This is a genomic window from Streptomyces sp. NPDC001536 (genome assembly GCF_042894505.1).
Classification (GTDB): Bacteria; Actinomycetota; Actinomycetes; order Streptomycetales; family Streptomycetaceae; genus Streptomyces.
Window position 1 is genome coordinate 221,055 of the sequence record NZ_JBIAVQ010000013.1, and the last position, 26,149, is coordinate 247,203.

Consider the following 26,149-nt stretch of genomic DNA (forward strand, 5'->3'; position numbering starts at 1 on the left):
CGGCTCCCGGTGGAGCCGCCCCTGGGGTGTTACGGCTTCGGCGTCGCGTGCGGTCCGCACGTGACGTCGGAGGCGTCCAGCTTGCCGCTGAGCAGGTAGGAGTCCACCCGCTCGTTGATGCACGGGTTGACCAGGCTGGTCACACCGTGGGAGCCCGCGTTCTTCTCGGTGATCAGACGCGAGCCCTTGAACCGCTTGTGCAGCTCGACCGCACCGCCGTACGGGGTCGCCGCGTCACGCTCGGCCTGGACGATCAGCACGCCGGGCAGTCCCTTGCCGGTCCTGACGTCCACGGGGGTCTGCTGCTTGACCGGCCAGGTCGAACAGGGCAGGTTCATCCAGGCGTTGGCCCAGGTGAGGAACGGGTAGTCCTTGTGCAGCCGGGTGTTGTCGCGGTCCCACTTCTTCCAGCTGGTGGGCCACTTGGCGTCGGTGCACTCGACGGCCGTGTAGACGGCGTTGCCGTTCTCCGAGGCGGCGTTGCCCGCGGTGTCCGTCAGGTCGGGCGCGGCCGCGTCGACGACGGCCTGGGTGTCACCGTCGAAGTACTTGCTGAGCACGGTGGCCGTCGAGACCCACGCGGAGTCGTAGTACGGGGCGCTCTGGAAGAAGCCGATCAGCTCGGCGGGGCCGACCACACCACCGATGGGGCTCTTCTTGGCCGTGGCACGCAACTCCAGCCACTTCGCCTGGACTTCGGCACGGGTGGTGCCGAGGTGGAAGGCGGCGTCGTTGGCGGCGACCCAGTCCTGCCAGTCCTTCCAGCGCATCTCGAAGGCGACGTCCTGGTCGAGGTTGGCCTCGTACCAGATCTTCTCCCGCGACGGGTTGACGACGCTGTCGACGACCATGCGGCGGACGTGGCCCGGGAACAGCGTGCCGTAGACCGCGCCCAGGTAGGTGCCGTAGGAGACGCCGAGGAAGTTGAGCTTCTTCTCGCCGAGCGCGGCGCGGATGACGTCCAGGTCGCGCGCGGTGTTCGGCGTGGTCATGTGCGGCAGCATCTCGCCGCTGCGCTCGGCGCAGCCCTCCGCGTACTCACGGGCGAGCTTGCGCTGGGCGAGCTTGTCGGCCTCGGAGTCGGGCACCGGGTCCGCCTTGGGCGCCTTCACGAACTCCTGCGGGTCGATGCAGGAGATGGGTGCCGACTTGCCCACACCGCGCGGGTCGAAGCCCACGAAGTCGTACGCCTTGGAGGTGTTGACCCACACCGGGGCCTTGGTGGTGACCCGGCGCGGGAAGCGCAGGCCGGAGCCGCCGGGACCGCCCGGGTTGTAGATGAGGGCGCCCTGGCGCTCGGCCTCGGTCCCGGTGTTGCCGATGCGGTCGACGGCGAGCTTGATCTGCTTGCCGTTCGGCTTCGCGTAGTCCAGCGGCACGCTGACCCAGCCGCACTGGATCGGCTTCTCGAGCCCCCAGTCGGCGGGACAGTCCTGCCAGTCGATCCCGGCCTTCTCGGCACGGGCGGCGGCGACGGCGGCGCCGCGGGCCTCACGGTCCTGGCCGTGCCGGCCGGCCGCGCTCGCGCTGGCGGTGGGGGCCGTGACGGCCCCGGCTATCAGGGTCGCCGTGACCAGCACTCCGGCCGAGCCGAACGCCGCGGCCCGCCTTGTCGATCTGTGGTGCCTCAACTGGAACTCCCCTATGTCGTTGATGACAAGGGGATCCTCGCGGCTGTGCGTCGCCTGAGAACAGGGGCGGCCACGGTTTCTTTACCAATCCGATAAACGGAGAAGGGTGTTCGCTACCCGAGCGAGGCCAGCGCTTCGTCCAGGACCCTGCGCAGCTTCAGCGCGTCCGGCGCCACGGCGCTCACCAACACGGCAGGTCCGGCGAGCGGCACGACCACGGCGCCGTCCCCGAGCACGCGCGCGGCGACCGGCTCCGCGGCGAACTCCGGCCGTACGACGACCAGTTGCCCCACGGCCCGATGTCCCGCCAGCACGGCGGGGCCGTCCCAGCCGCCCGGCGCCCCCGGCCCGCAGGCCAACTCCTGGTCGAGGACGGTACGCCCGGCCACACACAGGGTGAGACGGCTGGTGAGCCGACCGGGTTGCTCCGCGGCCCGCCCCAGTACCTGCTCCTCACGCAGAATGAGCCGCCCGCTCGCCGCCACGTCGGCCCGCGTGGTGACGTACAGGTCACTGCCCTGCGCGGAGATCAACTGCTCCGGCAGCCAGTGCAGTTCACCCCGGTCGGCGACGGTGAGCCGTACGTCGTACCGCGCCTCCCCCTTGGCCTGTCCCGGCAGGGCGATGGTGGCGGCGGCCGACCCGACCCGCAGCCGGGCCCCGTCCGCCACCTCGGCCTCGACGGTGAAGTGGTCCCCGCCGAGGGGCCCGCTCATGGCGCCGACGAGCATGACCCGCGCCTCGTCGGCACTCCCCCGGGTCCGCCGCAGCGCCAGCGGCCCGTCGCCCTCCAGCACCGGCAGCGACGTACCGCCCCGGCCGTCGTCCCGCGCCCCGATCCGCGCGGTGGCCTTCACGCCCGTCACGCCCGCCGTCATGCGGTCCACGCGGCCAGCTGCGCCCGCACCCACGCGGCGACGTCCGCGACTCCGGCCTCGCTCCTGAGCGACTGGAAGACGACCGGCAGTTCGGCCCGCTGCGCCTTGGCGTCCGCCGCCATCCGCGCGAGGTCCGAGCCGACGTAGGGGGCGAGGTCGGTCTTGTTGACGATGAGGAGATCGGCGGTGGTCACCCCGGGACCGCCCTTGCGCGGGATGTCGTCCCCGCCGGCGACGTCGATCACGAAGATCTGCGCGTCGACGAGCCCCTTGGAGAAGGTCGCGGTCAGGTTGTCCCCGCCACTTTCGACCAGCACGAGATCCAACGGCCCGATCTCGTCCTCCAGGTCCTCCACCGCTTCGAGGTTCGCCGAGATGTCGTCCCGGATCGCCGTGTGCGGGCACGCCCCCGTCTCCACGGCCGTGATCCGCTCCGGCGGCAGCACGGCCTCACGCAGCAGGAACTCGGCGTCCTCACGGGTGTAGATGTCATTGGTGACGACCGCGAGGGACAACTCGTCGCGCAGGGCCCGGCAGAGCGCGGCGACGGTGGCGGTCTTGCCCGATCCGACGGGCCCGCCGAGCCCGATCCGGAGGGCGCGGCGTGATCCGTCGGAGCGGTGGGCATCGGCGCTGACGGCGGCGGGGCCGTCGTGGTGGTGGTCGAGGTGCATGTGCGGCTCCTACACGTAGTGGTCGGGTGCGGGTTCGTTGGGGCTGGTCGCGCAGTTCCCCACGCCCTGGGTCAACTCAGCCCGTCCGGCGTTTGAGGACGAGGCCCCTTAAGGGCCGATCGGGGGTCTGGGGGCAGAGCCCCCAGCGGGGTCGAAGGGGCGGAGCCCCTGGAGGATGGGACGGGTAGGGGCGGCGGGGGCGAGAAAACTCATGACGCGAACAGCCGTACGGGCCAAGCCGCATGCAACTCCGCCGAGATCTCCAGCAACGGAGCGGAAGCCGCCGGCAAGGCGCCCACACCCTCGTCCACCACCCCGCGCCCGGCCTCCACCGCCCGATCCGCGACCCGGTCCAGCTCCGGCGCCAGCCGAGCCAGCACCCCCGTCGCATCGAACGGATCGAGACTCAGCAACCGCACCGTCGCCGACGCCGGCCCACTCACGCTCTCGTACGCCGCGCAGTACGCCGCATCGACCGCGTCGAGCCCGGCCGCCCGAGCCGTGACCCCCAACACCACCGGCTGATGGGCCCCCTTGGGGAACTCCCGCGCCAAAGCGTCGAGTTCACCAGAAGGCCAGGTCACCCGCGCGGCCCGCGTCAACTGCCGCCCCAGCTTCCGCGCGGCGACCCGCAGCGCGGGCGACGGCGTACGCGCGTCCGCCGCCGCGTCCAACTCCACGGGATCCACCCCGAGTACGGCCGCCGCGGCCAGCGAGGCCGAGACCAGCCCCGCCGTGTGCAACCGCCCCCGACAGAACTCCTCCAGGGACGCCGCCCCGGTGATCCGCCCGGCCTTGACGGCCGCCTCGGCCCCGCCGGAGTGCGCATGCCCCCCGGCGGGAAACCGGCCGTCGGCCAGGACGAGAAGTGCTCCCCTGGACATCAGAACAGGAAGTAACGCTGGGCCATGGGCAGTTCGGCGGCGGGCGTGGCCTCGACCAGCTCCCCGTCGATGTGCACGGCGAAACTGTCGGGATCGACCCGCACCTGAGGCCGCGCGTCGTTCTCGCGCATGTCCGCCTTGGTGACACCGCGCGTCGACTCGATCGCCACGAACCGCTTCCCGAGCTGAAGCCGCTCCGGCAGCCCGTCCTCGATCGCCAGCGGGGCGACGAAGTTGAAAGAGTTGGCGGCCGGCGCCCGCCCGATCGCGCCGTACATCGGCCGCGGCAGGATCGGCTGCGGGGTGGGGATGGACGCGTTGGCGTCGCCCATCTGCGCGTAGGCGATCTGGCCGCCCTTGACGACGAGATGCGGCTTGACCCCGAAGAACGCGGGCTCCCACAGCACGAGGTCGGCGAGCTTGCCGGTCTCCACCGAGCCGACCTCCCGGGCCAGGCCCTGGGCGATGGCCGGGTTGATCGTGTACTTGGCGACGTACCGGCGTACCCGCTGGTTGTCCGCGCGACCGTCCCCGGGCAGCACGCCCCGCTTGCGCTTCATGACGTGGGCGGTCTGCCAGGTCCGCATGATGACCTCGCCGACGCGGCCCATGGCCTGGGCGTCGGACGAGATGATCGAGATCGCGCCGAGGTCGTGGAGGATGTCCTCCGCGCCGATCGTCGTCGGCCGGATCCGGGACTCGGCGAAGGCCAGGTCCTCCGGCACCGCCGGGTTGAGGTGGTGGCACACCATCAGCATGTCGAGGTGTTCCTCGGCGGTGTTGACGGTGAAGGGCCGTGTCGGGTTGGTCGAGCTGGGCAGGACGTGCGGCTCGGAGACCACGGTCATGATGTCCGGCGCGTGCCCGCCGCCCGCCCCCTCGGTGTGGTAGGCGTGGATGCCGCGGCCGGCGATCGCGGCGAGCGTGTCGCCCACGAACCCGGCCTCGTTGAGGGTGTCCGTGTGGATGGCGACCTGGATGCCGGTCTGCTCCGCCACCGTGAGCGAGGCGTCGATGACGGCCGGGGTCGAGCCCCAGTCCTCGTGGAGCTTCAGCCCCAGTGCCCCGCCGCGGATCTGGGACAGCATCGCCTCGTGCGAGACGGTGTTGCCCTTGCCGAGGAAGCCGATGTTGAGCGGGTACTGCTCCATCGCCTCCATCATGCGGGCGAGGTGCCAGGGGCCGGGGGTGACGGTGGTCGCCTTCGAGCCCTCGGCGGGTCCGGTGCCGCCGCCGACCAGGGTGGTGACCCCGGCGGACAGCGCCTCGTCGGCGATCTGCGGACAGATGAAGTGGACGTGTGCGTCGACCGCGCCGGCGGTGAGGATCCGTCCGTTGCCCGCGATGATCTCGGTCTCGGGGCCGAGGACCAGGTCCGGGTGGACGCCGTCCATCGTGTCCGGGTTGCCGGCCTTGCCGATCGCGGTGATCCGGCCGTCGCGGATGCCGACGTCGGCCTTGACGATCCCCCAGTGGTCGATGATCACCGCGCCCGTGATGACGGTGTCCGGGGTGCCGTCTGCGCGCGTAGCGCGCGACTGTCCCATGGACTCGCGGATGACCTTGCCGCCGCCGAACACCGCCTCGTCACCGGCGAGTCCGGGCCCGCCGGAACGATCCTCCTCGATCTCGACGATCAGGTCGGTGTCGGCGAGCCGGATGCGGTCGCCGGTCGTCGGGCCGAACAGGTCGGCGTACGCGGCACGCGAGATCTCAGGCATCGAGGGCACCTCCGGTCTCCCCGCGCAGTCCGGGCACGATCCGGGCACCGGCGAGCGGGACGAGTTCGACGTCGACGGGGATCCCGGGCTCGAAGCGCACGGCGGTGCCGGCGGCGACGTTCAGCCGCTTGCCGCGCGCGGCCGCGCGGTCGAACTCCAGGCCGGGGTTGGCCTCGGCGAAGTGGTAGTGGGAGCCGACCTGGACGGGCCGGTCGGCGGCGTTGAGGACGGTGAGGCGGGTGACCTCGCGGCCCTCGTTGTAGACGATCGGGTCCTCGGCGAAGAGGATCTCTCCGGGAATCACGGCAGCCCCCGTCAGACGATCGGGTCGTGGACGGTGACGAGCTTGGTGCCGTCCGGGAAGGTCGCCTCGACCTGGACGTCGTGGATCATCTCGGGGATGCCCTCCATGACGTCGTCCCGGGTGAGCAGCTTGCGTCCCGAGGCCATGAGTTCGGCGACGGTACGGCCGTCACGGGCGCCTTCGAGGATGTGTGACGTGATGAGGGCGACCGTCTCCGGGTGGTTGAGCTTGAGCCCCCGGGCCCGGCGCTTCTCGGCCACGTCGGCCGCCACGTGGATGAGCAGCCTCTCTTGCTCGTGCGGGGTCAGTTGCACGTCCCACCTCACAGTCCTCGCTCCGGACCGTGCGGGGTCCGGTTGCCTCCGCCCCGGGGCAAAGTCCCTGGTGGCGTGGCGGCAGGCTAGTTGGACCGCATTTCAAGCAAGTTAACCGAGCTGTGATCCATCGGTTGCGGTGCGTGGGTCCGGCATGCTCATCAACGCCCGTAGACCGTCGCGGAGGATCTCGACCGGGGCGGGCCCGAAGAGGGACTGCTGGGCGAGGAAGCCGACGGCGACCGCGATCATCGTGCGGGCCACGTGGTCGGGATGTACGTCGGCTCTCATCATCCCGGCGTCCTGGTAGCCCTCGACGATCCGCGTCCAGGCCTGGCGCACCCCGGCGTATCCGTCGTGCAGCACGGCCGCCAGTTCCTTGTTGCGCAACGTCTCCGCCCACACCTGGATGACGAGCCGGGGAAAGGCGGGCTCGCCGTCGACGGTCAGGTTCTCCCGGGCGGCGAGGGTGCGGCCGAGGACCAGGGTGACGAGGTCGTCCGGCGGCGGGGGCGGGCTCTGGCGCGAGGCCTCCTCGAAGGCTCCGCGGACCGAGCCGAGGACCTCCGCGACGACCGCGGCGATCAGCTCCTCCTTGCCGCTGAAGTAGCGGTACACCGCCCCGGCCGACAGGTCGACCTCCTTCAGCACGTCCTGCATGGACGTGGCGTGGAAGCCGTTGCGGGCGAAGCAGATCGCGGCGCCGTCGAGGATCTGCCGGCGACGGGCGTCGAGGTGTTCCTGGGATACGCGGGCCATGGTCACCAACCTAAAACGAACGTTCCTTCTTGACAAGGGACGCCGACGGCAGGACGGTGGAGCCACAACTAAAACGAACGATCCTTCTTTTTAGATTCCGCTCGGAAGGGAACCGCCATGTCCACCGCCCCCACCGATAACGCCCGCCGCGTGATCGCGGTCGCCGTCCTCGTCCCGGTCATCGCGGCGCTCGCTCTGTGGGCCTTCGCCTGGCCCGCCGCCCGCACCGCGCCCCGCGACCTGCCGCTCGGCGTGGCCGGGCCCGCCGCCGCGACCGCCCAGGTGGAGAAGCGACTGGCACAGCACGAGGGCGCGTTCGAGCTGCACCACTACAAGGACGAGGCCGCGGCCCGGGACGCCATCGAGGACCGGACCGTATACGGGGCGGTCGTCGTCACCGCCGAGGGTCCCGAGCTGCTGACCGCCTCGGCCGCGAGCCCGGTCGTCGCCCAGCTGCTCCAGCAGGCGGTGGCGGAGCAGGCGCGCGCCGAGGGCGCGCAGGTCAGGACGGTCGACGTGGTGGCCGCCCCGGCCGCGGACCCGCGCGGCGCCGCCCTCAACGCGAGCGTGCTGCCGCTGGCCCTGGCCGGTATGGCGGCGGGCGCGGTGGTCACCTTCAGCGGGCTGCGCGGGACGCGTGCGGTGATCACCCTGGCCGGCGCCTCCGCGCTGGTCGGTGCGGCCGCCGCCGGTGTCGCGGACAGCTGGCTCGGGGTCATCGCGGGCGACTGGTGGGCACAGGCCGGGGTGTTCGGGCTGACGGCACTGGCCGTGAGCGGTGCCGTCGCGGGTCTCGCCGCGCTGCTCGGCACCGCCGGTGTGGGCATCGTCTCCGGTGTGATCATGCTGTTCGGCAACCCGTGGTCCGGCGCGGCCTCGGCGCCGCAGATGCTGCCCGAGCCGGCCGGCATGATCGGCCAGTGGCTGCCGCCGGGGGCGAGCGCGACCCTGACGCGCTCGGTGGCGTACTTCGACGGCGCGGCGGCGACGGGCCCCGCCCTGACCCTGGCCTGGTGGGCCGCGCTCGGCCTCGGCGCGGTGCTGCTGGGCAGCGCGCTCAAGGACCGGAAGAAGAGCGTCGAGTCCCCGACGACGGAGCGGGAGCTCGCACCGGTCGGCTGACGGACCCTCCCACGACCATGACCGTGCACCCCTGTCGGTGCACGGTCTTTCCGTGTCTCAGGAGGCCCCGGCGCCCCTGTGGTGCGCCGTGATGCCGAAGCTCTGCTGTTCGCGGGGAGCGGACGCGACCTCGCGGACGGCGGAGACCGCGGTGACCACCTGCTCCTCGGCGCGCTCGGCCGGCCCGACGGGCTCCGCGAGCTTCTCCAGTCGTTCCAGGTCGGCGGCGGAGACAAGGGCGACGAGGGGCTTGCCGTGGCGGGTCACGACGACGCGCTCACCGCCGTACACCACGCGGTTGATCAGGTCGGCGAGCTCAGCCCTGGCTTGCGTCACCGGAATCTCGTAGGCCATGACCCCATTCTAGCGTCACGTACGTCCTGTACATTTTTTACAGACACAGAAGGAGGGGTGCCTCATGACCCGACCGTCCGCCCGCCATGTCCTGCCCGAGTTCACGGAACGCACAAGCGCCGGCCACAAGACGATGGACCCGTACTCCAAGCTCCTGGAGGAGCGGATCGTCTTCCTCGGGACACCGGTCGACGACACGTCGGCGAACGATGTGATGGCCCAGTTCATGCACCTCGAGTACCAGGATCCGGACCGGGACATCTCCCTCTACATCAACTCCCCCGGCGGCTCCTTCAGCGCGATGTCGGCGATCTACGACACGATGCGGTTCGTCAGCTGTGACGTGGAGACGATCTGCCTGGGACAGGCCGGCTCGTCCGCCGCGGTGCTGCTGGCGGCGGGGACCCCGGGCAAGCGGTTCGCGCTGCCCGGCGCGCGCGTGGTGATCCACCAGCCGTCCCTGCCCCAGCCGGTGGAGGGACAGGCCAGCGATCTGGCCATTCAGGCCGAGGAGTTGGCGCGCGTCCGGTTCCGCCTGGAGGAGATGCTCGTACGTCACACCGGGCGCACCCACGAGCAAGTCACCGCGGACATCGAGCGGGACAAGATCCTGGACGCCCAAGAAGCCGTGGAGTACGGCCTGGTGGACCGGATCGTCCCCAGCCGCAAGGCCTCGCGCACCGCGCCCGGCGCCCGGTGAGCGGGCGATGCTGCCACCGGAGCTGCCTCCGCTGCCCGCTCTGACGCGCGCCGAGGGCGAACTGATCGACCGTTATCTCGAGGTGGTCGACCTGCTCGGCCGTATCAACCCGGCGCACCACGGTGACACCTACCGCGGACTGCGGGCCGCCCAGGCGCTGGTGGCGAAGGCGGCCGAGCTGCGCGACGCGCTGGCGACCATGCATCAGCGCGACGAGACCGAGGTGCACGCCATGACCCTGGCGCGGGCGCTGCGGGTGCTCGACGGCGAGCGGCGCACGGCCCGGGTCACGGTGCCGCCGCACTCCGACAGTTGACGTGACGGCGACCGGCCCGGCGCGCCCGACCGCGTGGCGAGGCGTCCGGACCGGCGTTGAAACGCACCAAACGGTGTACCCCCGTTTGGAGTAGACGCCCCTCCTTTGACAGGGCCGTCGAGGTTGCGCAACGCGCGTAGCCCGACTCCGGAATGAGTACCTCCGTCGCTGGTCCGAGGGTCCTCGACCCTGTCGACGCTCCCTCGAACAGTCGAGTGTCCACCCGAACGGGTGAGTGGTGAGTAACACCACAAATCCCCGATTCCATTGGGTTTTTCGGCGTGGAGTACGTGAAGATCCCTGTCTGACGACAAGACCCCGCCACAACGGCGGGGCGATCCGGGCGGACGCCGAGTCCTGCCGCCGCACGGATGACCGGTCGACAGGAGTGGATCGGCAGGAGTGGAGGACCCAAGCACGACGGGTCGCCGGAACGGCTGTCAACAGCCGTCCCGAGCAGCCCTTGGGGTGAAGCCGCAGTATGCGGCCGGGCAACTTCGCCAGCCCGAATCCGACAGGTCATCCTTCACAGGCGGCTGACGAAGGGTTGCGCATGTCTGCGCTCAATCGTGTCCCGTCGCTCATGGCCCGGGCCGGTACGGCCTCGGCTCTCACCATCGCCGCAGTGGGCGGCTCTCTCGTGGTCCCGGGCGTCGCATCCGACGCCGAGGCCGCGACACCGGCGACGAAGGCACTTCAGGTCGCTGCCTCCAAAAAGGGCTCCCCTTACAAGTGGGGCGCCGCGGGGCCGCACCGGTTCGACTGCTCAGGGCTCACGCTCTACTCGTTCAAGAAGGCCGGCAAAAGCCTGCCTCGTACGGCGGCCCAGCAGTACAACAAGACCCGCCATATCTCCGCGGGGAACCGCAAGGCCGGAGACCTCGTGTTCTTCCACTCCGGCTCCAGCGTGTACCACGTCGGCATCTATGCCGGGAAGGGGAAGATCTGGCACTCCCCGAAGAGCGGGGAGGTCGTGAAGCTGCAGAAGATCTGGACCAAGAGCGTCTGGTACGGCCGGGTCAAGTGACCCACCCCGCGGGGATGTCGGCGACCTGACCCGCCGTCACCCTCGCAGCCGGCCGTGACGCCCTGAGAGGCGCCTCCGTTCTCGGAGGCGCCTCTCTACGGCTCCTGCTGCCCCGCCGCGGAGAGCGGCTCCGCCGGTACCGTCCACGGGAGTTCGATGGAGACGGTCTTGCCGCCCTCGCGGGTGGGCCGGACTCTCAGCTTGCCGCCGCACTCCGCGGTCAGCCAGCGGATGATGACCATGCCGCGGCCGTTGTCCTGCTGGACGGCGGCCGGCAGCCGTTTGGGGAATCGCGGATGACTGTCGGTGACCCCGATGCGCAGTTGTTCGTCACGGTCGAGCTGGATGTCCACCGTGAAGGTGGGTGACTGTCCGAAGGTGTGCTGTACGGCGTTGGTGGCGAGTTCGGAGACGATGAGCCGGATCGTCTCGGCCGCTTCCGTGTCCGCCGGCAGACCCCATTCCGCCAGGGTGCCGATGACGTACGTGCGGGCCGCGGAGACCGAGGCGGGATCGCTCGGCAGAGTGACGGATGCTTCCAGATGGTCTGCCATGGCGACGTCGTCCCTTTCCCACGGGACCGCAGTCCGACACGGAGCGGATGGTTCGAGTACGGTCCCGGACTGGTGCTTCATCGCCAGACTGCCATTACCCGGCCGGTCACGGTGCCGATCCACCAAGATATGCATATATCTGTCGCTCGAAGCGGTGAACTCTCCGACGGAAGACCGTATTTGGGCGGCTCGGAAGGAGTAAGGAGTAGCCCATGCAGCACGGTCCCGCGGTACGCCGCCGGAAACTGGGCGCCGAACTGCGTGCGTTGCGCACCGGTGCGGGGCTCACCAGTGGTGAGGCGGCCCGGCTGGTGGGCTGGCACCAGTCGAAGGTGAGCCGGATCGAGACCGGCGCCAGCGGGGTGAAACCGGCCGACGTGCGGTTACTGCTGGACGCCTACGCGGTGCACGATACCCAACTACGGGAGTTGCTCCTGGTGTTGGCGGGCTCCGACGAGGGCGGCGGACGGCACCACTGGTGGCACCAGTACCGCGGGGTACTGCCACCGACGTATCGCGACTTCATCAGTCTGGAGTCCCAGGCCAGTGCGATGCGCACGCTGGAGACCTCCGTGGTGCCCGGGCTGTTGCAGACGCCGGAGTACGCGCGCGCGGTGACCCGGGCCGCGGTGAACGGGCTCGGCACGGAGCCGGACGAGCGGCTCGACGCGCTGGTGGAGGTCCGGCTGGCCAGGCAGGACGTGCTGCGGGCCGAACCGCCGCTGAGGCTGAGCGCGGTGCTGGACGAGGCGGTGCTGCGCCGGGACATCGGCGGGCCCGACGTCATGGCGCGACAGCTGCGGCGGCTCATCGAGGCGGCCCGGCTGCCCCAGGTCAGGATTCAGGTGCTGCCGTTCGCCGCGGGGGCCCACATCGGCATCACGGGGCCTTTCGTAATCTTCTCATTTTCGAGCACATCTGATCTGGACGTGGTTGTTCTCGACCACTTGACGAGTAGCCTCTACCTCGAGCGGAAAGAAGACCTCCAGGCCTATAGCGAGGCCTTCAACGCCCTTCAGATCCACGCCCTTTCGCCCGAGGACTCGTTGGATTACATCGCCGGGATAGGTGACGGCGCGTAAGGAGGCACCATGTCCGCAATGCCTCGGAACGTACCTTCCAGTACCGATCTGCACCCTGTGCGGTGGCTGCGCAGCAGCTACAGCACAGGCGCCAACAACTGTGTCGAGACGGCTCGGCCGCGCACCGGTCCAGGGACCGGACTGCTCGCCGTGCGCGACTCCAAGAACCCGTCCGGACCCGCGCTGCTCTTCTCCCCCGGGAGCTGGGCGGAGTTCACGGCCGCGTTCTGACCCCTTCCGCCCCGAGCACGGCCGTGTCACGCCGACTCATGGTCGTGTCTCACCGATCACACGTACAGCGCGTTCGATCTGCGCCTCGGAGAGGTCCGCGCGGGCGGTCAGCCTGAGCCGTGAGATGCCGTCGGGCACGGAAGGGGGACGGAAGCAGCCCACGGCCAGACCCGCGGTACGGCAGTCCGCCGCCCACTGCACGGCCTCCTCCGGGGACGGCGCGCGCACGGAGACGACCGCGGCGTCCGGGCGTACCGCCTCGTGACCCGCGGCGGTCAGCCGTGCGTGCAGTTCGGCGGCCACCTCGCGGGCCCGCGACGCGCGCGCGGGCTCGCGGCGCAGCAGCCGCAGTGCCGCGAGGGCCGCTCCCGCCGCCGCGGGGGCGAGCCCGGTGTCGAAGATGAAGGTCCGGGCCGCGTTCACCAGGTGGTCGATCACCCGGGCGGGACCGAGGACGGCGCCGCCCTGGCTGCCGAGCGACTTGGACAGCGTGACCGTCACGACGACGTCGTCGGCGCCCGCGAGTCCCGCCGCGTGCGGGGCGCCGCGGCCGCCGTCGCCGAGCACGCCGAGGCCGTGGGCGTCGTCGACCAGCAGCCCCGCGCCACGCTCCCGGCATGCCTCGGCGAGCGCGGCCAGGGGGGCGGCGTCGCCGTCCACCGAGAAGACGGTGTCGGAGACGACGACCGCGGGGCCCCCGTGCGTCTGGAGCGCCTTGCGCACGGCCTCGGGATCGGCGTGGCCGACGACCTGTGTCGTGGCGCGCGCCAGCCGGCAGCCGTCGATCAGCGAGGCGTGGTTGCCGGCGTCGGAGACGATCAGTGAGCCGTGCGGGGCCAGCGCGGTGACCGCGGCGAGATTGGCCGCGTAGCCGGAGGAGAAGACGAGGGCCGCCTCGAAACCGCAGTATTCGGCCAGCTCGACTTCCAGCTGACTGTGGAGCTCGGTGGTGCCGGTGACGAGTCGAGATCCGGTGGAGCCTCCGCCCCAGGTCCGGGCGGCCCGCGCGGCGCCCTCGGTGACCTCGGGGTGGCGGGCCAGACCCAGGTAGTCGTTGCTCGCCAGGTCCAGGAGCGGGGAGTCGGCGGGGCGGGGCCGCAGGGTGCGTACGAGTCCGGCGCGCCGGCGCAGCAGCGCCTGCTCGTCGATCCAGCCGAACGCCATGGGTCCTCCGAGGGTTTTGTAGGCAGCGAACAGACACTAGTGGGACGAGCAGCCACCCACTGTGTGGCAATACCCACACAGTGAATGGCCGCTGTTGTACGAACTCTCCTTGGCCCAAGACGGCTCCTTAGGACAGGATCAGTTTTCATGGACCTGCTGAACACGCTGGTGGACAAGGGGCTTCGGCGCGAGCTGCCGACCCGCGAGGAAGCACTCGCCGTCCTCGCCACCTCCGACGACGACCTGCTCGATGTGGTGGCCGCGGCCGGGAAGGTGCGCCGGCACTGGTTCGGCCGACGGGTGAAACTGAACTACCTCGTCAACCTCAAGTCCGGCTTGTGTCCCGAGGACTGCTCCTACTGCTCGCAGCGCCTCGGCTCGACGGCCGGGATCCTGAAGTACACGTGGCTCAAACCGGACGAGGCCTCCAAGGCCGCCGCGGCCGGACTCGCGGGCGGTGCCAAGCGGGTCTGTCTGGTGGCGAGCGGCCGCGGGCCGACGGACCGGGACGTGGACCGGGTCGCGGGCACGATCAAGGCGATCAAGGACCAGAACGAAGGCGTCGAGGTGTGCGCCTGCCTCGGTCTGCTCTCCGACGGCCAGGCCGAGCGGCTGCGCGAGGCGGGCGCCGACGCCTACAACCACAACCTCAACACGTCCGAGGCGACGTACGGCGAGATCACGACCACGCACACCTACGCCGACCGCGTGGACACCGTGCAGAAGGCGCACGCGGCCGGTCTGTCGGCGTGCTCGGGTCTCATCGCCGGTATGGGTGAGTCGGACGAGGACCTCATCGACGTGGTCTTCTCGCTGCGCGAGCTGGACCCGGACTCGGTGCCGGTCAACTTCCTGATCCCCTTCGAGGGCACTCCGCTGGCCAAGGAGTGGAACCTCACCCCGCAGCGCTGTCTGCGCATCCTGGCCATGGTCCGGTTCGTGTGCCCGGACGTCGAGGTGCGCATCGCGGGCGGCCGCGAGGTCCATCTGCGCAGCATGCAGCCCCTCGCCCTGAACCTGGCCAACTCGATCTTCCTCGGCGACTACCTCACCAGCGAGGGCCAGGCCGGCAAGGCCGACCTGGAGATGATCGCGGACGCCGGGTTCGAGGTGGAGGGCGCGGGCGAGGTGACGCTGCCGCAGCACCGGGCGGACGTGGCCGCCGCCGGGGGCGGGTGCGGCTCGCACGAGAGCGCGGGCTGCGGCTCCCACGAAGGCGCGGGGTGCGGCTCCCATGAGAGTGCCGGGTGCGGCTCCGTGTGCGGCTCGGCGGCCGAGCCGGCCGTGAGCGAGCCGGCGGCGAGTGAGGCCCGTACGGACCTGGTCGCCGTACGCCGTCGTGGTGCCGGAACGGACCTCGCGCCCAATGCCTGAGCTGCCCGTGTCCGAGCTGCTGGAGCTCGACCGGCGGCATGTCTGGCATCCGTACGGCCCGATGCCGGGCCGCGCCGAGCCGCTCGTCGTGGAGTCGGCGAGCGGGGTGCGGCTTCGCCTCGCCGACGGCTCGGGCGAGCTCGTGGACGGGATGTCGTCCTGGTGGTCGGCCATCCACGGCTACAACCACCCGGTGCTCAACGAGGCCGCGCGCGAACAGCTGGGGCGGATGAGCCATGTGATGTTCGGCGGGCTCACCCATGAGCCCGCCGTACGGCTCGCGAAACTCCTTGTCGACATGTCGCCCGACGGTCTGGAGCATGTCTTCCTCGCCGACTCCGGGTCGGTGTCGGTCGAGGTCGCGGTGAAGATGTGCCTGCAGTACTGGCGGTCGCTGGGCCGCCCCGGCAAGCAGCGGCTGCTGACCTGGCGCGGCGGCTACCACGGCGACACCTGGCAGCCGATGTCGGTGTGCGACCCCGAGGGCGGGATGCACGAGCTGTGGACCGGCGTGCTCCAGCGCCAGGTGTTCGTGGGGCCTCCGCCGGCCGAGTACGAGGAGTCGTACGCCGAGGAGCTGCGCTCGGCGATCGCGCGGCACGCCGACGAGCTGGCCGCGGTGATCGTGGAGCCCGTGGTGCAGGGCGCGGGCGGGATGCGGTTCCACTCCCCCGCCTATCTGCGGGTGCTGCGGGAGGCGTGCGACGCGCACGACGTGCTGCTGGTGTTCGACGAGATCGCGACCGGCTTCGGGCGTACGGGCGCGCTGTTCGCGGCGGGGCACGCGGCGGTGACGCCGGATGTGATGTGCGTGGGCAAGGCGCTGACCGGCGGCTATCTGACGATGGCGGCGACGCTGTGCACATCGAGGGTGGCCGACGGCATCTCGCGGGGCGAGGTCCCGGTGCTCGCGCACGGCCCCACCTTCATGGGCAATCCGCTCGCCGCAGCCGTGGCCTGCGCCTCGATCGAGCTGCTGCTCGGCCAGGACTGGCTCGCGGAGGTCAAGCGGATCGAGGCGGGCCTGCGGGAGGGTCTGGCGCCGGCCCTTGAGCTGCCGGGTGTGCGGGACGTACGGGTCCTCGGGGCGATCGGCGTGGTTCAGCTCGACCACCCGGTGGACATGAGGGCCGCCACGGAGGCGGCGGTGCGCGAGGGCGTGTGGCTGCGGCCGTTCCGCGACCTGGTCTACACGATGCCCCCGTATGTCACGGGGGACGCTGATGTGGCACGGATCGCGCGCGCGGTGTGCGCGGCGGCCCGGGAAGGATGACATGTCGGTACTGGTGATCACGGGTACGGGCACGGAGGTCGGCAAGACCGTGGCCACCGCCGCGATCGCCGCCGCGGCGGTGGCGGCGGGCAGGTCCGTGGCCGTGCTCAAGGCGGCCCAGACCGGCGTCGGTCCGGACGAGCCCGGGGACGCGCAGGAGGTGGCGCGGCTGGCGGGGACGGTGACGGCCGCCGAAGTCGCCCGCTACCCGGAGCCGTTGGCCCCCGGGACGGCGGCTCGGCGGGCCGGACTCCCGCCGGTGCACCCGCACCAGGTCGCCGAGGCTGCCGCCAAACTGGCCACCGAGCACGACCTGGTGCTGGTCGAGGGCGCCGGCGGACTGCTCGTACGGTTCGACGAGGAGGGCGGCACCCTGGCGGACGCGGCGCGGCTGCTGCGGGCGCCGGTGCTGGTGGTGGCGTCGGCGGGCCTGGGCACCCTGAACACGACGGAACTGACGGCACGTGAACTCCGCGCCCGGCACCTGGACTTCCTCGGCGTCGTGATCGGCAGCTGGCCCGACTCCCCGGATCTTGCGTCGCGTTGCAATGTGACGGATCTGCCGGAGGTCGCGGAGGCGCCGCTGCTCGGGGCACTGCCCGCGGACGCCGGAGCGCTGGCGCCCGCCGACTTCCGTGCGGCCGCGCCGAGTTGGCTGGCACCGCGGCTGGACGGGGTGTGGGACGCGGAGGTCTTCCGGGAGCGGGCGGCAGACTGACCCGCTGGGGGGCCGCCTCTCTCCGTCATCACCTTCCCTCCCCTTCGCCCAGCAACCTCACCAGCTCGATCCGCGACCGGATCCCCAACCGGGTGAACACACCCCGCAGATGGTGGTCGATGGTGCGCGGGCTCAGGGCGAGGCGGGTGGCGATCTCACGGTTGGTGGCGCCGTCGGCGGCCATGCGGGCGACCATGAGCTGCTGGGCAGTGAGGCGGACGGTGGGATCGTCGGGGGCGCCCGGCGCGGGGGTCGCGGGAGCGCCGAGGGCGCGGAGTTCGGTGCGGGCCTGGGCGGCGCAGTGCGGGGCGCCGAAGTGCTCGAAGGCCTCCAGGGCGCTGTGCAGACGGTCGCGGGCCTCGGTGCGGTGGCGCAGCCGGCGCAGCGCGCTGCCGAACAGCAGCTCGGTGCGGGCACGTTCGAAGTCGCGGGTACCGGAGGCGTGCAGGTCGAGTGCGGTGCGGTAGTGCTCGATCGCCTCGGCGCCGGGGGCGAGCAGGGCGCGGCAGCGGGCGCTGAGCGCGAGGTCGTCGGGGCTGCGTACGGCGCTGGCCCAGCGGTGGTAGTCGGCGTGGGCGGCACGGGCGACCCGGGTGTCGTCGGTGCGGACGGCCGCCTCGACGTAGTGCGGGGTGGCCATGTGGCGGATCGCCCGGTGGCCGTGGCCCGGACCGAACCCGGCGAGGGCGCGCAGCCGAGCCGCCGCGGCGGCGAAGCGGCCACTGCTGAGGTCGAGGTAGGCGAGCGCCCACTGGGCGAGGGCGGCGGGCAGGCCGAGGCCGTGGGCGCGGGCGTACGACCGTGCGGTGGCGGCGCGTTCACGGCAGACCTCGGCGTCACCGGTGAGCGCCGCGAACATGGCGAGGGCGGCCTGGAGATGGCAGGCGCCGTTGTCCTGTCCGGTGGCGTACGCCTGCCAGAGGGCGTCCGTCGCCGCGGCCTCTCCGGCGCGCGGGCGTCCGGTCCAGAAGTCGGCGTAGGCGCGGAACTCCATGGCCTGCGCCACGGTGACCGTCGCGCCGCGCACCCGGGCCGAGGCGGCCGCGCGGACGGTCGCTGCGGCGGCGAGGGTGTGGTCGCCGAGCAGGAGCGCGGCGATGCCGGCGTGGAGGAGGAGGGTGGGGTCGCCACCGGGCCCGCACCGTCCGGCCGCCGCCGCGAGCAGGTCCCGCGCGTCCTCGTACCGTCCCTCGAACGCCGCCGCGAGCCCGCCCAGCGTGCCCGGCGGCACGATCCCCAGCCGCCGGGCGACCAGGGCCGCGTCCCGACATCGCCGCAGGTCACCGGTGTAGATGGCGGCCTCGGTGGCGCGGGCGAGGAGGTGGAGGGCGGGGTCGGGGACGTCGAGGATCGCGGTGCGGGGGCGTGGTGCGGGAGAGGGCGGCGAGGGATCGGCGGACGGCGAGTTCAGGACGTTCGCCTGACTCGGAGTCCCCTCTTCCCCTTCCGCCGTCACAGCCGTCAGCAGCGCGTCGAACGCCTCCGCCGCGTTGCCCGCACGCAGCGCCAGCACCCCGGTGAGCGCGTCGCCGTCGGAGAGTGCGGCCAGCCGCCGGGCCCGGTCCCCGTCCCCGGCCTGCCAGGCGTACGCGGCGGCGTCGGCCAGCAGAACGGTCTGTTCGGGTCGGTCGGGGCTCAGCGCGGCGGCTCGTTCGGCGAGGGCGCGGGCCAGCGGAAGTCGGCCCGCGGCGCGGGACCTCGTCGCGGCCGCTCCCAGTTCCGCCGCCAGCCGGGTGCTCGGGCCGAGGGCTCCCGCGCCGCGGTGCCAGGAGCGCAGGGACGTTTCGCCTCCGGTGCGCAGGACCCGGGCCAGCAGCCGGTGGACATCGCGGCGGTCCGCCGGGGACCCCGACTCGTACGCGGCGATCCTCGTCCAGGTGTCGCGGAAGACGACCCCGGTCGCCGAGGCGTGCGCGATCCCGGCCGCCTCGGCAGCCTCCAGGGGCCGGGTGTCGAGCCGGGCGGCGGCGACGGCCCGCAGAAAGGCGTGCGTGGCGACGGGGTACTGGTCGGCCGCGGCCAGGAGCAGCAGCAGCCGGGTGTCGTCCGGCAGCTCCCTGATCTCCGCGCGGTGGGCGCGCAGCCACGCCGGGGCCAGTTCCGCCGGTTCCGTCGGCAGCGGGTCCAGGCCCGCCGACTGACGGGCACCGAGCAGTCGTACGGCTTCGGCGGCCGCGCGCGGATCGCCGTGCACCGCGTGCAGCAGCCGCACCCGGACGCCCTCCGGGAGTCCGGCGGCCAGGTCCTGCCACGTCTCCGCGAGGTGCGGTGACGACGTGCCCTCGAGGGGCGGTGGGGTTACAGGAGTCAGCACGCCTTTGACGTTACTGGCGAGTTAATTGACACGTAAAGACCGGCGAGTTCGCCGATGCGGCGCGCGTAGACCCCGCCTGACACTCCTGACAACCCCACCCGTATCAGGAGGCATCATGCAGCGCTCCCGGCGTCGCATCTCAGCGGCCGTTTCGGCCGTCGTCTCATCGCTCCTTCTGGCTCTCCCCCTCTCCGCGGCCCCCGCTCAGGCCGCGACCCACAATCCGATCGTCTTCGTCCACGGCTTGAGCAGTTCCGCGAGCAGTTGGGACGACTGGATCGCCGACTTCCAGGCCGACGGCTACTCCTCGTCCGAGCTGTTCGCCTGGTCGTACGACTGGACGCAGTCGAACGTCACCACCGCCCAGCAGCTGGCCACCAAGATCCAGAGCGTGCTCTCCCAGACCGGCGCCTCGAAGGTCGACCTGGTCGTCCACTCCATGGGCGCGCTCAACTCCCGCTACTACCTCAAGAACCTCGGCGGGACGTCGTACGTGGACGACTTCGTGTCGACCGCGGGAGTCAACCACGGCACGACGACCGCTTCCTGGTGCTCGTGGCTGTACACGTCGTGTTCCCAGATGTACACGGGCAGTTCGTTCCTGACCTCGCTCAACTCCGGTGACGAGACTCCGGGCAGTGTCTCGTACGCCAGCTACTGGTCGAACTGCGACGACGCGCTCACCCCGGACACCACCGCGATCCTGAGCGGTGCGACCAACGTCGAGGTCGGATGTGTCTCGCACACCGACATGAACAACGACCACGGCGTGTACGAGCGGGTGCGCGACTTCGTCGCGTAACACGCGAGCGAGGGTGCGCGGGGCGCATCCGGGGGACAATCGAGGTAGACCCCGTCCCGTCCGGGAGGTCGTCATGCCGCTACGGTCCACCGGTTCCGGCAAACTGCCGCGCGATCCCGTGCACCATCCGCTCTTCGCCCGCTGCTACGCCCGTGTCAGCGTCGCCGCCGAGACCCGCGCCGGCATGTCCGGAGTGCGGGAACGACTGCTCGCCGGGCTGTCCGGGCGGGTCATCGAGATCGGCGCGGGCAACGGACTGAACTTCGCCCACTATCCGGGCACGGTCTCGGAGGTCGTGGCGATCGAACCGGAGCGCACACTGCGCAGGTTGGCGGTGGACGCCGCCCTGCGGTCCGGGGTGCCCGTCGACGTCGTCCCGGGTGCGGCGGAGGCGCTGCCGGTCAAGAGCGAGGCCTTCGACGCCGTCGTGGTCTCGCTGGTGCTGTGCAGCGTGCGGGACCTGCCGCGGGCCCTGGCGGAGATACGGCGGGTGCTGCGGCCCGGCGGTGTCGTGCGGTTCTTCGAGCACGGCCGGGGCGGCGGGCAGGCGATGCGGCTCACCCAGCGCACCCTGGACCGGACCGTGTGGCCGCCGCTGAGCGGGGGCTGCCATCTGTCCCGCGATCCGATCGCGGCCCTGCGGAACGCCGGTTTCGAACTCGGCCCCTACCGGCGGGTGTCGATGCCGGAGAAGGGACCGAGGCTCCCGTCCTCCTACTGCGTGCTGGGCACCGCGTGGCGCCCCGCCGACAGCTGATCACAGACTCCACTGGCGCAGTTCCCGCGCGATGTCGTGCACGGACGCCTCACCGCTCTTGACCAGCCGGGCCAGTTCCCGGACCTGTTCGGGCGAGGTGACGACCTTGAGGCCGCTCGCCACGAGATAGGCGTAGGCGACGGCGGACGCGAACAGCGCGTTGGAGCGCTCCAACGCCGGGACGTGGATCAGGAGTTGGAGCAGCGCGGCGGCCCGGGCGTGCGGGCTGTCGTAGACCGGGACGTCGAATATCTCGGCCTCGTGGCGTGCGACGGCGGCGACGAGGGCGCCCCAGTCGGTGACCTGAGGGTCTCCCGGCGTCTTCTGGTCGGCGAGCATGAGAAGCCAGGCGAGGTCGATCCTGAGGTCGCTCAACGGTTCAGTGACGACCTTCGCGCGAGCCTTCGCGTTCGCCGCCGAACTCCTCGGCGAAGACGTTCTCGTACTGCTTCATGAAGTCGGCGGCGGCCTCCACGAAGGTGTGGCCGACCTCCCCGGTGTCCTGTTTGACCAGCTCTTCGATGTAGCGGTTGACGCTCATCCCGCGGGCCAGGGCGCGTTCGCGAGCGGCTCGGGCGGTGCCCTCGTCCACCCGAACGTTCAGCTGGGTCTTCGCCATACCTCGACGCTAGCGCCGGAGCGCTAGCAGCGGCAAGGGCATCCGACGGGAGTACGAGCGGAGTCCGACCCTTAAGTGTGCCCCTTACATGGAAATCAGGGACCCGACCTGCGATGGAGAGCGACCGGCACCCAAGGGGGATTTCGGATGTGGGGTGGATCACACTACCCTCGGCCGGGACCGAGGAGTCCGTACGTCCTTGAGGAAGCGGCCTTGTCCACACCAGCTGCGGAGCACGCCCCCGGCCACGCGTCGGCCGACGGGATCGCGGCCCGCGCCCGTGGTCTGACCAAGGCGTACGGCTCGGGCGAGACATCGGTGATCGCCCTGGACGCGGTGGACGTGGCGATCGCGCGCGGCCGGTTCACCGCGGTCATGGGTCCGTCGGGGTCGGGGAAGTCCACGCTGATGCACTGCCTGGCGGGGCTGGACACCGTGTCGGCCGGGCAGGTCTGGCTCGGCGACACCGAGATCACGGGGCTGAAGGAACGTGACCTGACGCGGCTGCGCCGGGACCGGATCGGGTTCATGTTCCAGTCGTTCAATCTGATCCCCACCCTGAACGCGGCCGAGAACATCACCCTGCCCATGGACATCGCGGGCAAGAAGCCCGACGAGAAGTGGCTGGACCAGGTCATCGACACCCTGGGGCTGCGGGACCGGCTCAAGCACCGGCCCGCCCAGCTCTCCGGCGGCCAGCAGCAGCGCGTGGCGTGCGCCCGGGCGCTGGCCTCCCGGCCCGAGCTGATCTTCGCGGACGAGCCGACCGGCAACCTGGACTCACGGGCCGGTCTGGAGGTCCTCGGCTTTCTGCGCGAGGCCGTCGACGAGCTGGGCCAGACGGTCGTCATGGTCACCCACGACCCGGGCGCCGCCGCCCACTCCGACCTGGTCCTCTTCCTCGGAGACGGACGGATCGTCGACGAGATGGAGCGGCCCACGGCGGAGGCGGTCCTGGAACGCATGAAGCGGTTCGACGTGATCCGCGGGCACCAGGAAGAGAGCCCGCCACCCGGGGCCGCACCCGCGGACGCCCCTTCCCTCGACAAGGACTGAGGCCGTGCTGAAGGCGACGCTCCGCAGCTTCCTCGCCCACAAGGGACGGCTGCTGCTGTCCGCGCTGGCCGTCGTGCTGTCCGTGGCGTTCGTCGCGGGCAGCCTGATCTTCTCGGACACGCTCAGCCGCACCTTCGACCGGCTCTTCGCCTCGACCGCGCCCGATGTCACGGTCAGCCCGCGCGAGGAGCTGAACGAGGCGATCCCCTCCGGCATGACGGCCACCCTGCCCGCCTCGCTCCTGGACCGCGTGTCCCGGATCGACGGGGTCGCCGACGCGCGCCTGGAGGCCGAGGTCCAGAACATCACCGTCGCCGACAGCAAGAACGAGGCCGTCGGCTCGACCACCGGCGCCCCCGCCATCGGCACCGACTGGAGCCCCGGTCCGCGCAGCCCGGTCGAGCTCACCTCGGGTCACGCCCCGCACGGCGCGGGCGAGGCGCTGCTCGACTCGGAGTCCGCCGACCGCAAGGACCTCAAGATCGGTGACACGCTCAGTGTCATCGGCCCGCAGGGCACCTTCAAGGTCCGGCTCGTCGGCATCGCCACCTTCACCACCACCAACCCCGGTGCGACCCTGCTCTTCCTGGACACCCCGACCGCGCAGACCAAGCTCCTGGGCGACGCGCACGCGGCCACCGGCATCTCCGTGGACGCCGAAGAGGGCGTGAGCGACGCACAGTTGAAGCAGCGCGTGGCCGCCGCGATCGGCACCGGCGACTACGAGATCCGGACCGCCGACGAGCAGGCCAAGTCCGATGTCGAGTCCCTGGGCGGATTCCTCGACGTCATCAAGTACGTCATGCTCGGCTTCGCGGGCATCGCCGTCCTCGTCGGTGTCTTCCTGATCGTCAACACCTTCTCGATGCTCATCGCCCAACGGACCCGTGAACTGGGCCTGTTGCGGGCGCTGGGCGCGGACCGGCGCCAGGTGCGCCGCTCGGTGCTCACCGAGGCGATGCTGCTCGGCGTGGTCGGCTCGACGCTGGGACTCGCGACCGGCATCGGACTCGCCGCCGGGCTCATCGCGCTGATGAACACCCTCGGCATGAACATCAAGTCGAGCGAGATGGTGATCGGTTGGGGTACCCCGGTCGCCGCGTACGTCGTCGGCGTGGGCGTCACCTTCGTGGCGGCGTATCTGCCGGCCCGGCGCGCGGCCGGCGTCTCGCCGATGGCGGCGCTGGCGGACGCCGAGATCGCGGGCGTGGGACGGCCGTTGAAGGTGCGCGCCCTGGTGGGCGGTGTCGTCTTCGGGGCCGGCGCCGCGGCCCTCCTGGGCTGTGTCCTCTCGTCGGACACGTCGTCGTCGGCGTCCTTGCTGGGCCTCGGGGTCGTCCTGACACTGATCGGCACCGTGATCGCGGGGCCGCTGCTCGTACGCCCGATGATCCGTGTCCTCGGCGGGGCGTTCCCCGCGCTGTTCGGCTCGATCGGCCGGATGAGCCAGCGCAACGCCCTGCGCAACCCCCGCCGCACCGGCGCCACCGCGGCCGCGCTGATGGTCGGACTCGCCCTGGTCGGCGGGATGTCCGTCGCCAGCGCCTCCATGACCAAGTCCTTCGACCAGCAGATCGACGACACGCTGGGCGCCGACTTCGTCATCCAGAACAGCAACTTCGTGCCCTTCCCGGCGGAGGTCACCGACAAGGTCCGCGACACCGACGGCGTGGGGCTCGTGGTCCGCTCGCAGTTCGCCCCGATCGCCGTACGCCTGCCGGACGGCGACCGCGTCAAGACGACCGCGGCGGCCTACGACCCGCAGCTCGACGAGGTCGCCAACATCACGTACGCGCAGGGCGACACGGCGGCCGCGCTCGCCCCCGGCGGCATCGCCATGGACGCGGACTTCGCACGCGACCACGACGTACGGATCGGCTCCACGATCCCCGTCGAGTTCCAGAGCCGGAAGACGGCCGAACTGACCGTGGGCGCCCTGACCGACCAGGAGTCCGCCGAGGGCTTCGGGACGCAGGGCGGCATCTACTTCGGCCTGGACACGCTCCAGCGGTACGCGCCCGGCGGGCAGGACTCGGGGCTCTACGTGAACGCCGCGTCCGGCACCGGCCCGGACGAGCTGCGCGCGAACCTGGAGAAGACACTCGACCCGTATCCGCAGGTCCAGGTGCGGGACATCGCCGACTACAAGGACCTGGTCCACGACCAGATCGCCGTCCTGCTCTACCTCGTCTACGCGCTGCTCGGGCTCGCGATCGTCATCGCGGTGCTCGGCGTGGTCAACACCCTCGCCCTGTCGGTGGTGGAGCGCACCCGGGAGATCGGGCTGCTGCGCGCGATCGGGCTCGCCCGGCGTCAGCTGCGCCGGATGATCCGTCTGGAGTCGGTGGTGATCGCGGTGTTCGGCGCGGTCCTCGGGCTGGCCCTGGGTCTGGTCTGGGGTGTGTGCGTCCAGCAGGTGCTGGCGTTGCAGGGCATGTCGGCGCTGGCGATCCCCTGGGGCACGATCGTCGCGGTCGTCGTCGGCTCGGCGGTGGTGGGTGTCGTGGCGGCGCTGCTGCCGGCGTTGCGGGCGTCGCGCATGAACGTGCTGGCGGCCATCGCGCACGAGTGAGGAACGCCCTGGCGGCCGTCGCTGACGGGTGATGGAATCGGTGTGATCTCACGTCGCCCGCGAACGAGGAGAGTTCATGCCGCGTCCGTTCCGCTTCGGTGTCAACCTCATCGAGCCCGCGCCCGCCGACGTGTGGCGGGCCAAGTGCCGCAGGGCCGAGGAGCTCGGGTACGACGTGATCCTGGTCCCCGACCATCTCGGCATGCCCGCGCCGTTCCCGGCCCTGGTCGCGGCGGCCGGGGCGACGGAACGGCCGCGGCTGGGCACGTTCGTGCTCAACGCGGGTTTCTGGAATCCGGCGTTGCTCGCGCGCGAGGTGGCCACGACCGACGCGCTGACGGGCGGGCGCCTCGAACTCGGGCTCGGCACCGGGTACGTACAGGCGGAACACGACACCGCCGGGCTGCCGTTCGGCTCCGCGCGCGAACGGGTCGACCATCTCCAGCGCACGGTCCAGGAGTTGGAGCGGCTGCTCGACACCCGGGTGCCGCTGCTGCTCGGTGGCAACGGCGAGCGGATGCTGGGGCTCGCCGCCGAGCACGCGGAGATCGCGGCGTTCACGGGGGCGTCCCTGGTGCCGGGAAACACCGAGGGCAAGCTGGTGCCGATGGCCAATGAGGAGTTCGCGGCACGTCTCGCCCGGTACAAGGAGCTGGCGGCCGGCCGCGAGGAGTCGGCCGAACTGAACCTCCTCATCCAGATGGTGGTCGTCACCGAGGACCGCGCGGCCGCCGTGGCGCCGCTCGTGGAACGGGTGCCGGACGCGACGGTGGAGCAGGCGCTGGAGCTGCCCATCCTCCTGGTCGGCACCCTGGAGCAGATCACCGCGCAGGTGCTGGCCCAGCGTGAGAGGTACGGCTTCAGCTATCTGACCGTTCTGGAGCCGTACATGGAGGCGTTCGCTCCGGTCGTGGCGGAGCTGGGCGGCAAGTGACCGTCCGGATGCTGG

General features: G+C 71.4%; 28 protein-coding genes and 1 riboswitch. Of the genes, 14 read left to right on the plus strand and 14 right to left on the minus strand.

Translation table 11 applies throughout. The features are described 5' to 3' along the window. Nucleotides 1–29: 29 nt before the first annotated feature. The 8 genes from ACFY0U_RS32070 to ACFY0U_RS32105 all read right to left on the minus strand — a co-directional run bounded on the left by ACFY0U_RS32070 (nucleotide 30) and on the right by ACFY0U_RS32105 (nucleotide 7,165). The gene (locus tag ACFY0U_RS32070; RefSeq protein ID WP_388641768.1) at nucleotides 30–1,631 is read right to left on the minus strand and encodes an alpha/beta hydrolase; all 1,602 of its coding nucleotides are present in this window, start codon (nucleotides 1,629–1,631) and stop codon (nucleotides 30–32) included. 113 nt (nucleotides 1,632–1,744) lie between these two features. Next, entirely contained in the window at nucleotides 1,745–2,509 is a 765-nt protein-coding gene (locus ACFY0U_RS32075) for an urease accessory protein UreD (RefSeq protein ID WP_388641913.1), read from the minus strand. Then, complete coding sequence (ureG, locus tag ACFY0U_RS32080) at nucleotides 2,506–3,183, minus strand: urease accessory protein UreG (RefSeq protein WP_388641770.1); 678 nt, start codon at nucleotides 3,181–3,183, stop codon at nucleotides 2,506–2,508. Before ureG ends, ACFY0U_RS32075 begins: the two co-directional genes overlap by 4 nt. Nucleotides 3,184–3,392: 209 nt before the next feature. Then, complete coding sequence (locus ACFY0U_RS32085; RefSeq protein ID WP_388641772.1) at nucleotides 3,393–4,067, minus strand: urease accessory protein UreF; 675 nt, start codon at nucleotides 4,065–4,067, stop codon at nucleotides 3,393–3,395. Continuing rightward, complete coding sequence (locus ACFY0U_RS32090; RefSeq protein ID WP_388641774.1) at nucleotides 4,067–5,788, minus strand: urease subunit alpha; 1,722 nt, start codon at nucleotides 5,786–5,788, stop codon at nucleotides 4,067–4,069. Before ACFY0U_RS32090 ends, ACFY0U_RS32085 begins: the two co-directional genes overlap by 1 nt. Further along, complete coding sequence (locus ACFY0U_RS32095; RefSeq protein ID WP_059198332.1) at nucleotides 5,781–6,092, minus strand: urease subunit beta; 312 nt, start codon at nucleotides 6,090–6,092, stop codon at nucleotides 5,781–5,783. The genes ACFY0U_RS32090 and ACFY0U_RS32095 overlap by 8 nt, the downstream gene beginning before the upstream one ends. A gap of 11 nt (nucleotides 6,093–6,103) precedes the next feature. Beyond that, a complete protein-coding gene (locus tag ACFY0U_RS32100) occupies nucleotides 6,104–6,406 on the minus strand; it encodes an urease subunit gamma (RefSeq protein WP_262059644.1) in 303 nt (100 codons plus the stop codon). A 111-nt stretch (nucleotides 6,407–6,517) separates the two neighbouring features. Further along, nucleotides 6,518–7,165 carry a TetR/AcrR family transcriptional regulator gene (locus ACFY0U_RS32105; protein ID WP_388641777.1) on the minus strand — a complete coding sequence of 216 codons (648 nt, stop codon included), beginning with the start codon at nucleotides 7,163–7,165 and terminating at the stop codon, nucleotides 6,518–6,520. 117 nt (nucleotides 7,166–7,282) lie between these two features. Between ACFY0U_RS32105 and ACFY0U_RS32110 the strand changes: the two genes are divergently transcribed. After that, complete coding sequence (locus ACFY0U_RS32110; RefSeq protein ID WP_388641778.1) at nucleotides 7,283–8,287, plus strand: ABC transporter permease; 1,005 nt, start codon at nucleotides 7,283–7,285, stop codon at nucleotides 8,285–8,287. A 57-nt stretch (nucleotides 8,288–8,344) separates the two neighbouring features. On the opposite strand, the gene ACFY0U_RS32115 is transcribed toward ACFY0U_RS32110, so the two are convergent. Beyond that, the gene (locus tag ACFY0U_RS32115) at nucleotides 8,345–8,641 is read right to left on the minus strand and encodes a type II toxin-antitoxin system Phd/YefM family antitoxin (protein ID WP_388641780.1); all 297 of its coding nucleotides are present in this window, start codon (nucleotides 8,639–8,641) and stop codon (nucleotides 8,345–8,347) included. Nucleotides 8,642–8,705: 64 nt separating this feature from the next. Between ACFY0U_RS32115 and ACFY0U_RS32120 the strand changes: the two genes are divergently transcribed. From ACFY0U_RS32120 to ACFY0U_RS32130, 3 genes are all read left to right on the plus strand, one after another. Next, nucleotides 8,706–9,341 carry an ATP-dependent Clp protease proteolytic subunit gene (locus tag ACFY0U_RS32120; protein ID WP_388641782.1) on the plus strand — a complete coding sequence of 212 codons (636 nt, stop codon included), beginning with the start codon at nucleotides 8,706–8,708 and terminating at the stop codon, nucleotides 9,339–9,341. 7 nt (nucleotides 9,342–9,348) lie between these two features. Then, complete coding sequence (locus ACFY0U_RS32125; protein ID WP_388641784.1) at nucleotides 9,349–9,657, plus strand: hypothetical protein; 309 nt, start codon at nucleotides 9,349–9,351, stop codon at nucleotides 9,655–9,657. Between the two features lie 338 nt (nucleotides 9,658–9,995). Then, nucleotides 9,996–10,207: riboswitch (cyclic di-AMP (ydaO/yuaA leader) on the plus strand. 3 nt (nucleotides 10,208–10,210) lie between these two features. Beyond that, on the plus strand, nucleotides 10,211–10,684 hold the full coding sequence (locus tag ACFY0U_RS32130; RefSeq protein ID WP_266832511.1) for a C40 family peptidase: 474 nt from the start codon (nucleotides 10,211–10,213) through the stop codon (nucleotides 10,682–10,684). Nucleotides 10,685–10,779: 95 nt separating this feature from the next. Here ACFY0U_RS32130 and ACFY0U_RS32135 read toward each other — a convergent pair whose 3' ends face one another. Beyond that, entirely contained in the window at nucleotides 10,780–11,238 is a 459-nt protein-coding gene (locus ACFY0U_RS32135; RefSeq protein WP_388641785.1) for an ATP-binding protein, read from the minus strand. Between the two features lie 212 nt (nucleotides 11,239–11,450). On the opposite strand from ACFY0U_RS32135, the gene ACFY0U_RS32140 reads away from it, so the two are divergent. Further along, nucleotides 11,451–12,320, plus strand: a complete 870-nt coding sequence (locus ACFY0U_RS32140; RefSeq protein WP_388641786.1) for a helix-turn-helix domain-containing protein — start codon at nucleotides 11,451–11,453, stop codon at nucleotides 12,318–12,320. 9 nt (nucleotides 12,321–12,329) lie between these two features. Further along, a complete protein-coding gene (locus ACFY0U_RS32145) occupies nucleotides 12,330–12,551 on the plus strand; it encodes a DUF397 domain-containing protein (protein WP_388641787.1) in 222 nt (73 codons plus the stop codon). Between the two features lie 36 nt (nucleotides 12,552–12,587). On the opposite strand, the gene ACFY0U_RS32150 is transcribed toward ACFY0U_RS32145, so the two are convergent. Next, entirely contained in the window at nucleotides 12,588–13,715 is a 1,128-nt protein-coding gene (locus ACFY0U_RS32150; protein ID WP_388641789.1) for an 8-amino-7-oxononanoate synthase, read from the minus strand. Nucleotides 13,716–13,862: 147 nt separating this feature from the next. Between ACFY0U_RS32150 and bioB the strand changes: the two genes are divergently transcribed. Genes bioB through bioD form a run of 3 tightly spaced genes read left to right on the plus strand, consistent with a single transcriptional unit; the run spans nucleotide 13,863 to nucleotide 17,080 of the window. Continuing rightward, complete coding sequence (gene bioB / locus ACFY0U_RS32155) at nucleotides 13,863–15,089, plus strand: biotin synthase BioB (protein ID WP_388641790.1); 1,227 nt, start codon at nucleotides 13,863–13,865, stop codon at nucleotides 15,087–15,089. After that, on the plus strand, nucleotides 15,082–16,362 hold the full coding sequence (locus ACFY0U_RS32160) for an adenosylmethionine--8-amino-7-oxononanoate transaminase (protein ID WP_388641791.1): 1,281 nt from the start codon (nucleotides 15,082–15,084) through the stop codon (nucleotides 16,360–16,362). The genes bioB and ACFY0U_RS32160 overlap by 8 nt, the downstream gene beginning before the upstream one ends. A 1-nt stretch (nucleotide 16,363) precedes the next feature. Continuing rightward, nucleotides 16,364–17,080, plus strand: a complete 717-nt coding sequence (gene bioD / locus ACFY0U_RS32165) for a dethiobiotin synthase (protein WP_388641792.1) — start codon at nucleotides 16,364–16,366, stop codon at nucleotides 17,078–17,080. Between the two features lie 28 nt (nucleotides 17,081–17,108). On the opposite strand, the gene ACFY0U_RS32170 is transcribed toward bioD, so the two are convergent. After that, entirely contained in the window at nucleotides 17,109–19,394 is a 2,286-nt protein-coding gene (locus tag ACFY0U_RS32170) for a LuxR C-terminal-related transcriptional regulator (RefSeq protein ID WP_388641793.1), read from the minus strand. A gap of 115 nt (nucleotides 19,395–19,509) precedes the next feature. Here ACFY0U_RS32170 and ACFY0U_RS32175 point away from each other — a divergent pair, with 115 nt between their 5' ends. Next, nucleotides 19,510–20,196, plus strand: coding sequence for an esterase/lipase family protein (locus tag ACFY0U_RS32175; RefSeq protein ID WP_388641794.1), 687 nt, complete (start codon nucleotides 19,510–19,512; stop codon nucleotides 20,194–20,196). 73 nt (nucleotides 20,197–20,269) lie between these two features. After that, complete coding sequence (locus tag ACFY0U_RS32180; protein WP_388641796.1) at nucleotides 20,270–20,953, plus strand: class I SAM-dependent methyltransferase; 684 nt, start codon at nucleotides 20,270–20,272, stop codon at nucleotides 20,951–20,953. Here the strand turns inward: ACFY0U_RS32180 and ACFY0U_RS32185 are convergent, their stop codons facing one another. Beyond that, on the minus strand, nucleotides 20,954–21,328 hold the full coding sequence (locus tag ACFY0U_RS32185; protein WP_388641797.1) for a fic family toxin-antitoxin system, toxin component: 375 nt from the start codon (nucleotides 21,326–21,328) through the stop codon (nucleotides 20,954–20,956). Between the two features lie 4 nt (nucleotides 21,329–21,332). Beyond that, on the minus strand, nucleotides 21,333–21,572 hold the full coding sequence (locus tag ACFY0U_RS32190; protein WP_388641798.1) for a toxin-antitoxin system HicB family antitoxin: 240 nt from the start codon (nucleotides 21,570–21,572) through the stop codon (nucleotides 21,333–21,335). Between the two features lie 213 nt (nucleotides 21,573–21,785). Between ACFY0U_RS32190 and ACFY0U_RS32195 the strand changes: the two genes are divergently transcribed. The 3 genes from ACFY0U_RS32195 to ACFY0U_RS32205 all read left to right on the plus strand — a co-directional run bounded on the left by ACFY0U_RS32195 (nucleotide 21,786) and on the right by ACFY0U_RS32205 (nucleotide 26,134). Next, nucleotides 21,786–22,628 carry an ABC transporter ATP-binding protein gene (locus ACFY0U_RS32195; protein ID WP_388641799.1) on the plus strand — a complete coding sequence of 281 codons (843 nt, stop codon included), beginning with the start codon at nucleotides 21,786–21,788 and terminating at the stop codon, nucleotides 22,626–22,628. Nucleotides 22,629–22,632: 4 nt separating this feature from the next. Then, nucleotides 22,633–25,200, plus strand: coding sequence for an ABC transporter permease (locus ACFY0U_RS32200; protein ID WP_388641800.1), 2,568 nt, complete (start codon nucleotides 22,633–22,635; stop codon nucleotides 25,198–25,200). Nucleotides 25,201–25,276: 76 nt separating this feature from the next. Beyond that, on the plus strand, nucleotides 25,277–26,134 hold the full coding sequence (locus ACFY0U_RS32205; RefSeq protein WP_388641801.1) for an LLM class F420-dependent oxidoreductase: 858 nt from the start codon (nucleotides 25,277–25,279) through the stop codon (nucleotides 26,132–26,134). The last annotated feature ends 15 nt before the right edge of the window (nucleotides 26,135–26,149 follow it).

Coding starts and splice junctions, on each gene's coding strand:
- ACFY0U_RS32075 (WP_388641913.1), bottom strand. CDS start 2,509: ATGACGGCGGGCGTGACGGGCGTGAAGGCCACCGCGCGGATCGGGGCG.
- ureG (WP_388641770.1), bottom strand. CDS start 3,183: ATGCACCTCGACCACCACCACGACGGCCCCGCCGCCGTCAGCGCCGAT.
- ACFY0U_RS32085 (WP_388641772.1), bottom strand. CDS start 4,067: ATGTCCAGGGGAGCACTTCTCGTCCTGGCCGACGGCCGGTTTCCCGCC.
- ACFY0U_RS32090 (WP_388641774.1), bottom strand. CDS start 5,788: ATGCCTGAGATCTCGCGTGCCGCGTACGCCGACCTGTTCGGCCCGACG.
- ACFY0U_RS32105 (WP_388641777.1), bottom strand. CDS start 7,165: ATGGCCCGCGTATCCCAGGAACACCTCGACGCCCGTCGCCGGCAGATC.
- ACFY0U_RS32110 (WP_388641778.1), top strand. CDS start 7,283: ATGTCCACCGCCCCCACCGATAACGCCCGCCGCGTGATCGCGGTCGCC.
- ACFY0U_RS32115 (WP_388641780.1), bottom strand. CDS start 8,641: ATGGCCTACGAGATTCCGGTGACGCAAGCCAGGGCTGAGCTCGCCGAC.
- ACFY0U_RS32120 (WP_388641782.1), top strand. CDS start 8,706: ATGACCCGACCGTCCGCCCGCCATGTCCTGCCCGAGTTCACGGAACGC.
- ACFY0U_RS32125 (WP_388641784.1), top strand. CDS start 9,349: ATGCTGCCACCGGAGCTGCCTCCGCTGCCCGCTCTGACGCGCGCCGAG.
- ACFY0U_RS32130 (WP_266832511.1), top strand. CDS start 10,211: ATGTCTGCGCTCAATCGTGTCCCGTCGCTCATGGCCCGGGCCGGTACG.
- ACFY0U_RS32135 (WP_388641785.1), bottom strand. CDS start 11,238: ATGGCAGACCATCTGGAAGCATCCGTCACTCTGCCGAGCGATCCCGCC.
- ACFY0U_RS32140 (WP_388641786.1), top strand. CDS start 11,451: ATGCAGCACGGTCCCGCGGTACGCCGCCGGAAACTGGGCGCCGAACTG.
- ACFY0U_RS32145 (WP_388641787.1), top strand. CDS start 12,330: ATGTCCGCAATGCCTCGGAACGTACCTTCCAGTACCGATCTGCACCCT.
- ACFY0U_RS32150 (WP_388641789.1), bottom strand. CDS start 13,715: ATGGCGTTCGGCTGGATCGACGAGCAGGCGCTGCTGCGCCGGCGCGCC.
- bioB (WP_388641790.1), top strand. CDS start 13,863: ATGGACCTGCTGAACACGCTGGTGGACAAGGGGCTTCGGCGCGAGCTG.
- ACFY0U_RS32160 (WP_388641791.1), top strand. CDS start 15,082: ATGCCTGAGCTGCCCGTGTCCGAGCTGCTGGAGCTCGACCGGCGGCAT.
- bioD (WP_388641792.1), top strand. CDS start 16,364: ATGTCGGTACTGGTGATCACGGGTACGGGCACGGAGGTCGGCAAGACC.
- ACFY0U_RS32175 (WP_388641794.1), top strand. CDS start 19,510: ATGCAGCGCTCCCGGCGTCGCATCTCAGCGGCCGTTTCGGCCGTCGTC.
- ACFY0U_RS32180 (WP_388641796.1), top strand. CDS start 20,270: ATGCCGCTACGGTCCACCGGTTCCGGCAAACTGCCGCGCGATCCCGTG.
- ACFY0U_RS32190 (WP_388641798.1), bottom strand. CDS start 21,572: ATGGCGAAGACCCAGCTGAACGTTCGGGTGGACGAGGGCACCGCCCGA.
- ACFY0U_RS32205 (WP_388641801.1), top strand. CDS start 25,277: ATGCCGCGTCCGTTCCGCTTCGGTGTCAACCTCATCGAGCCCGCGCCC.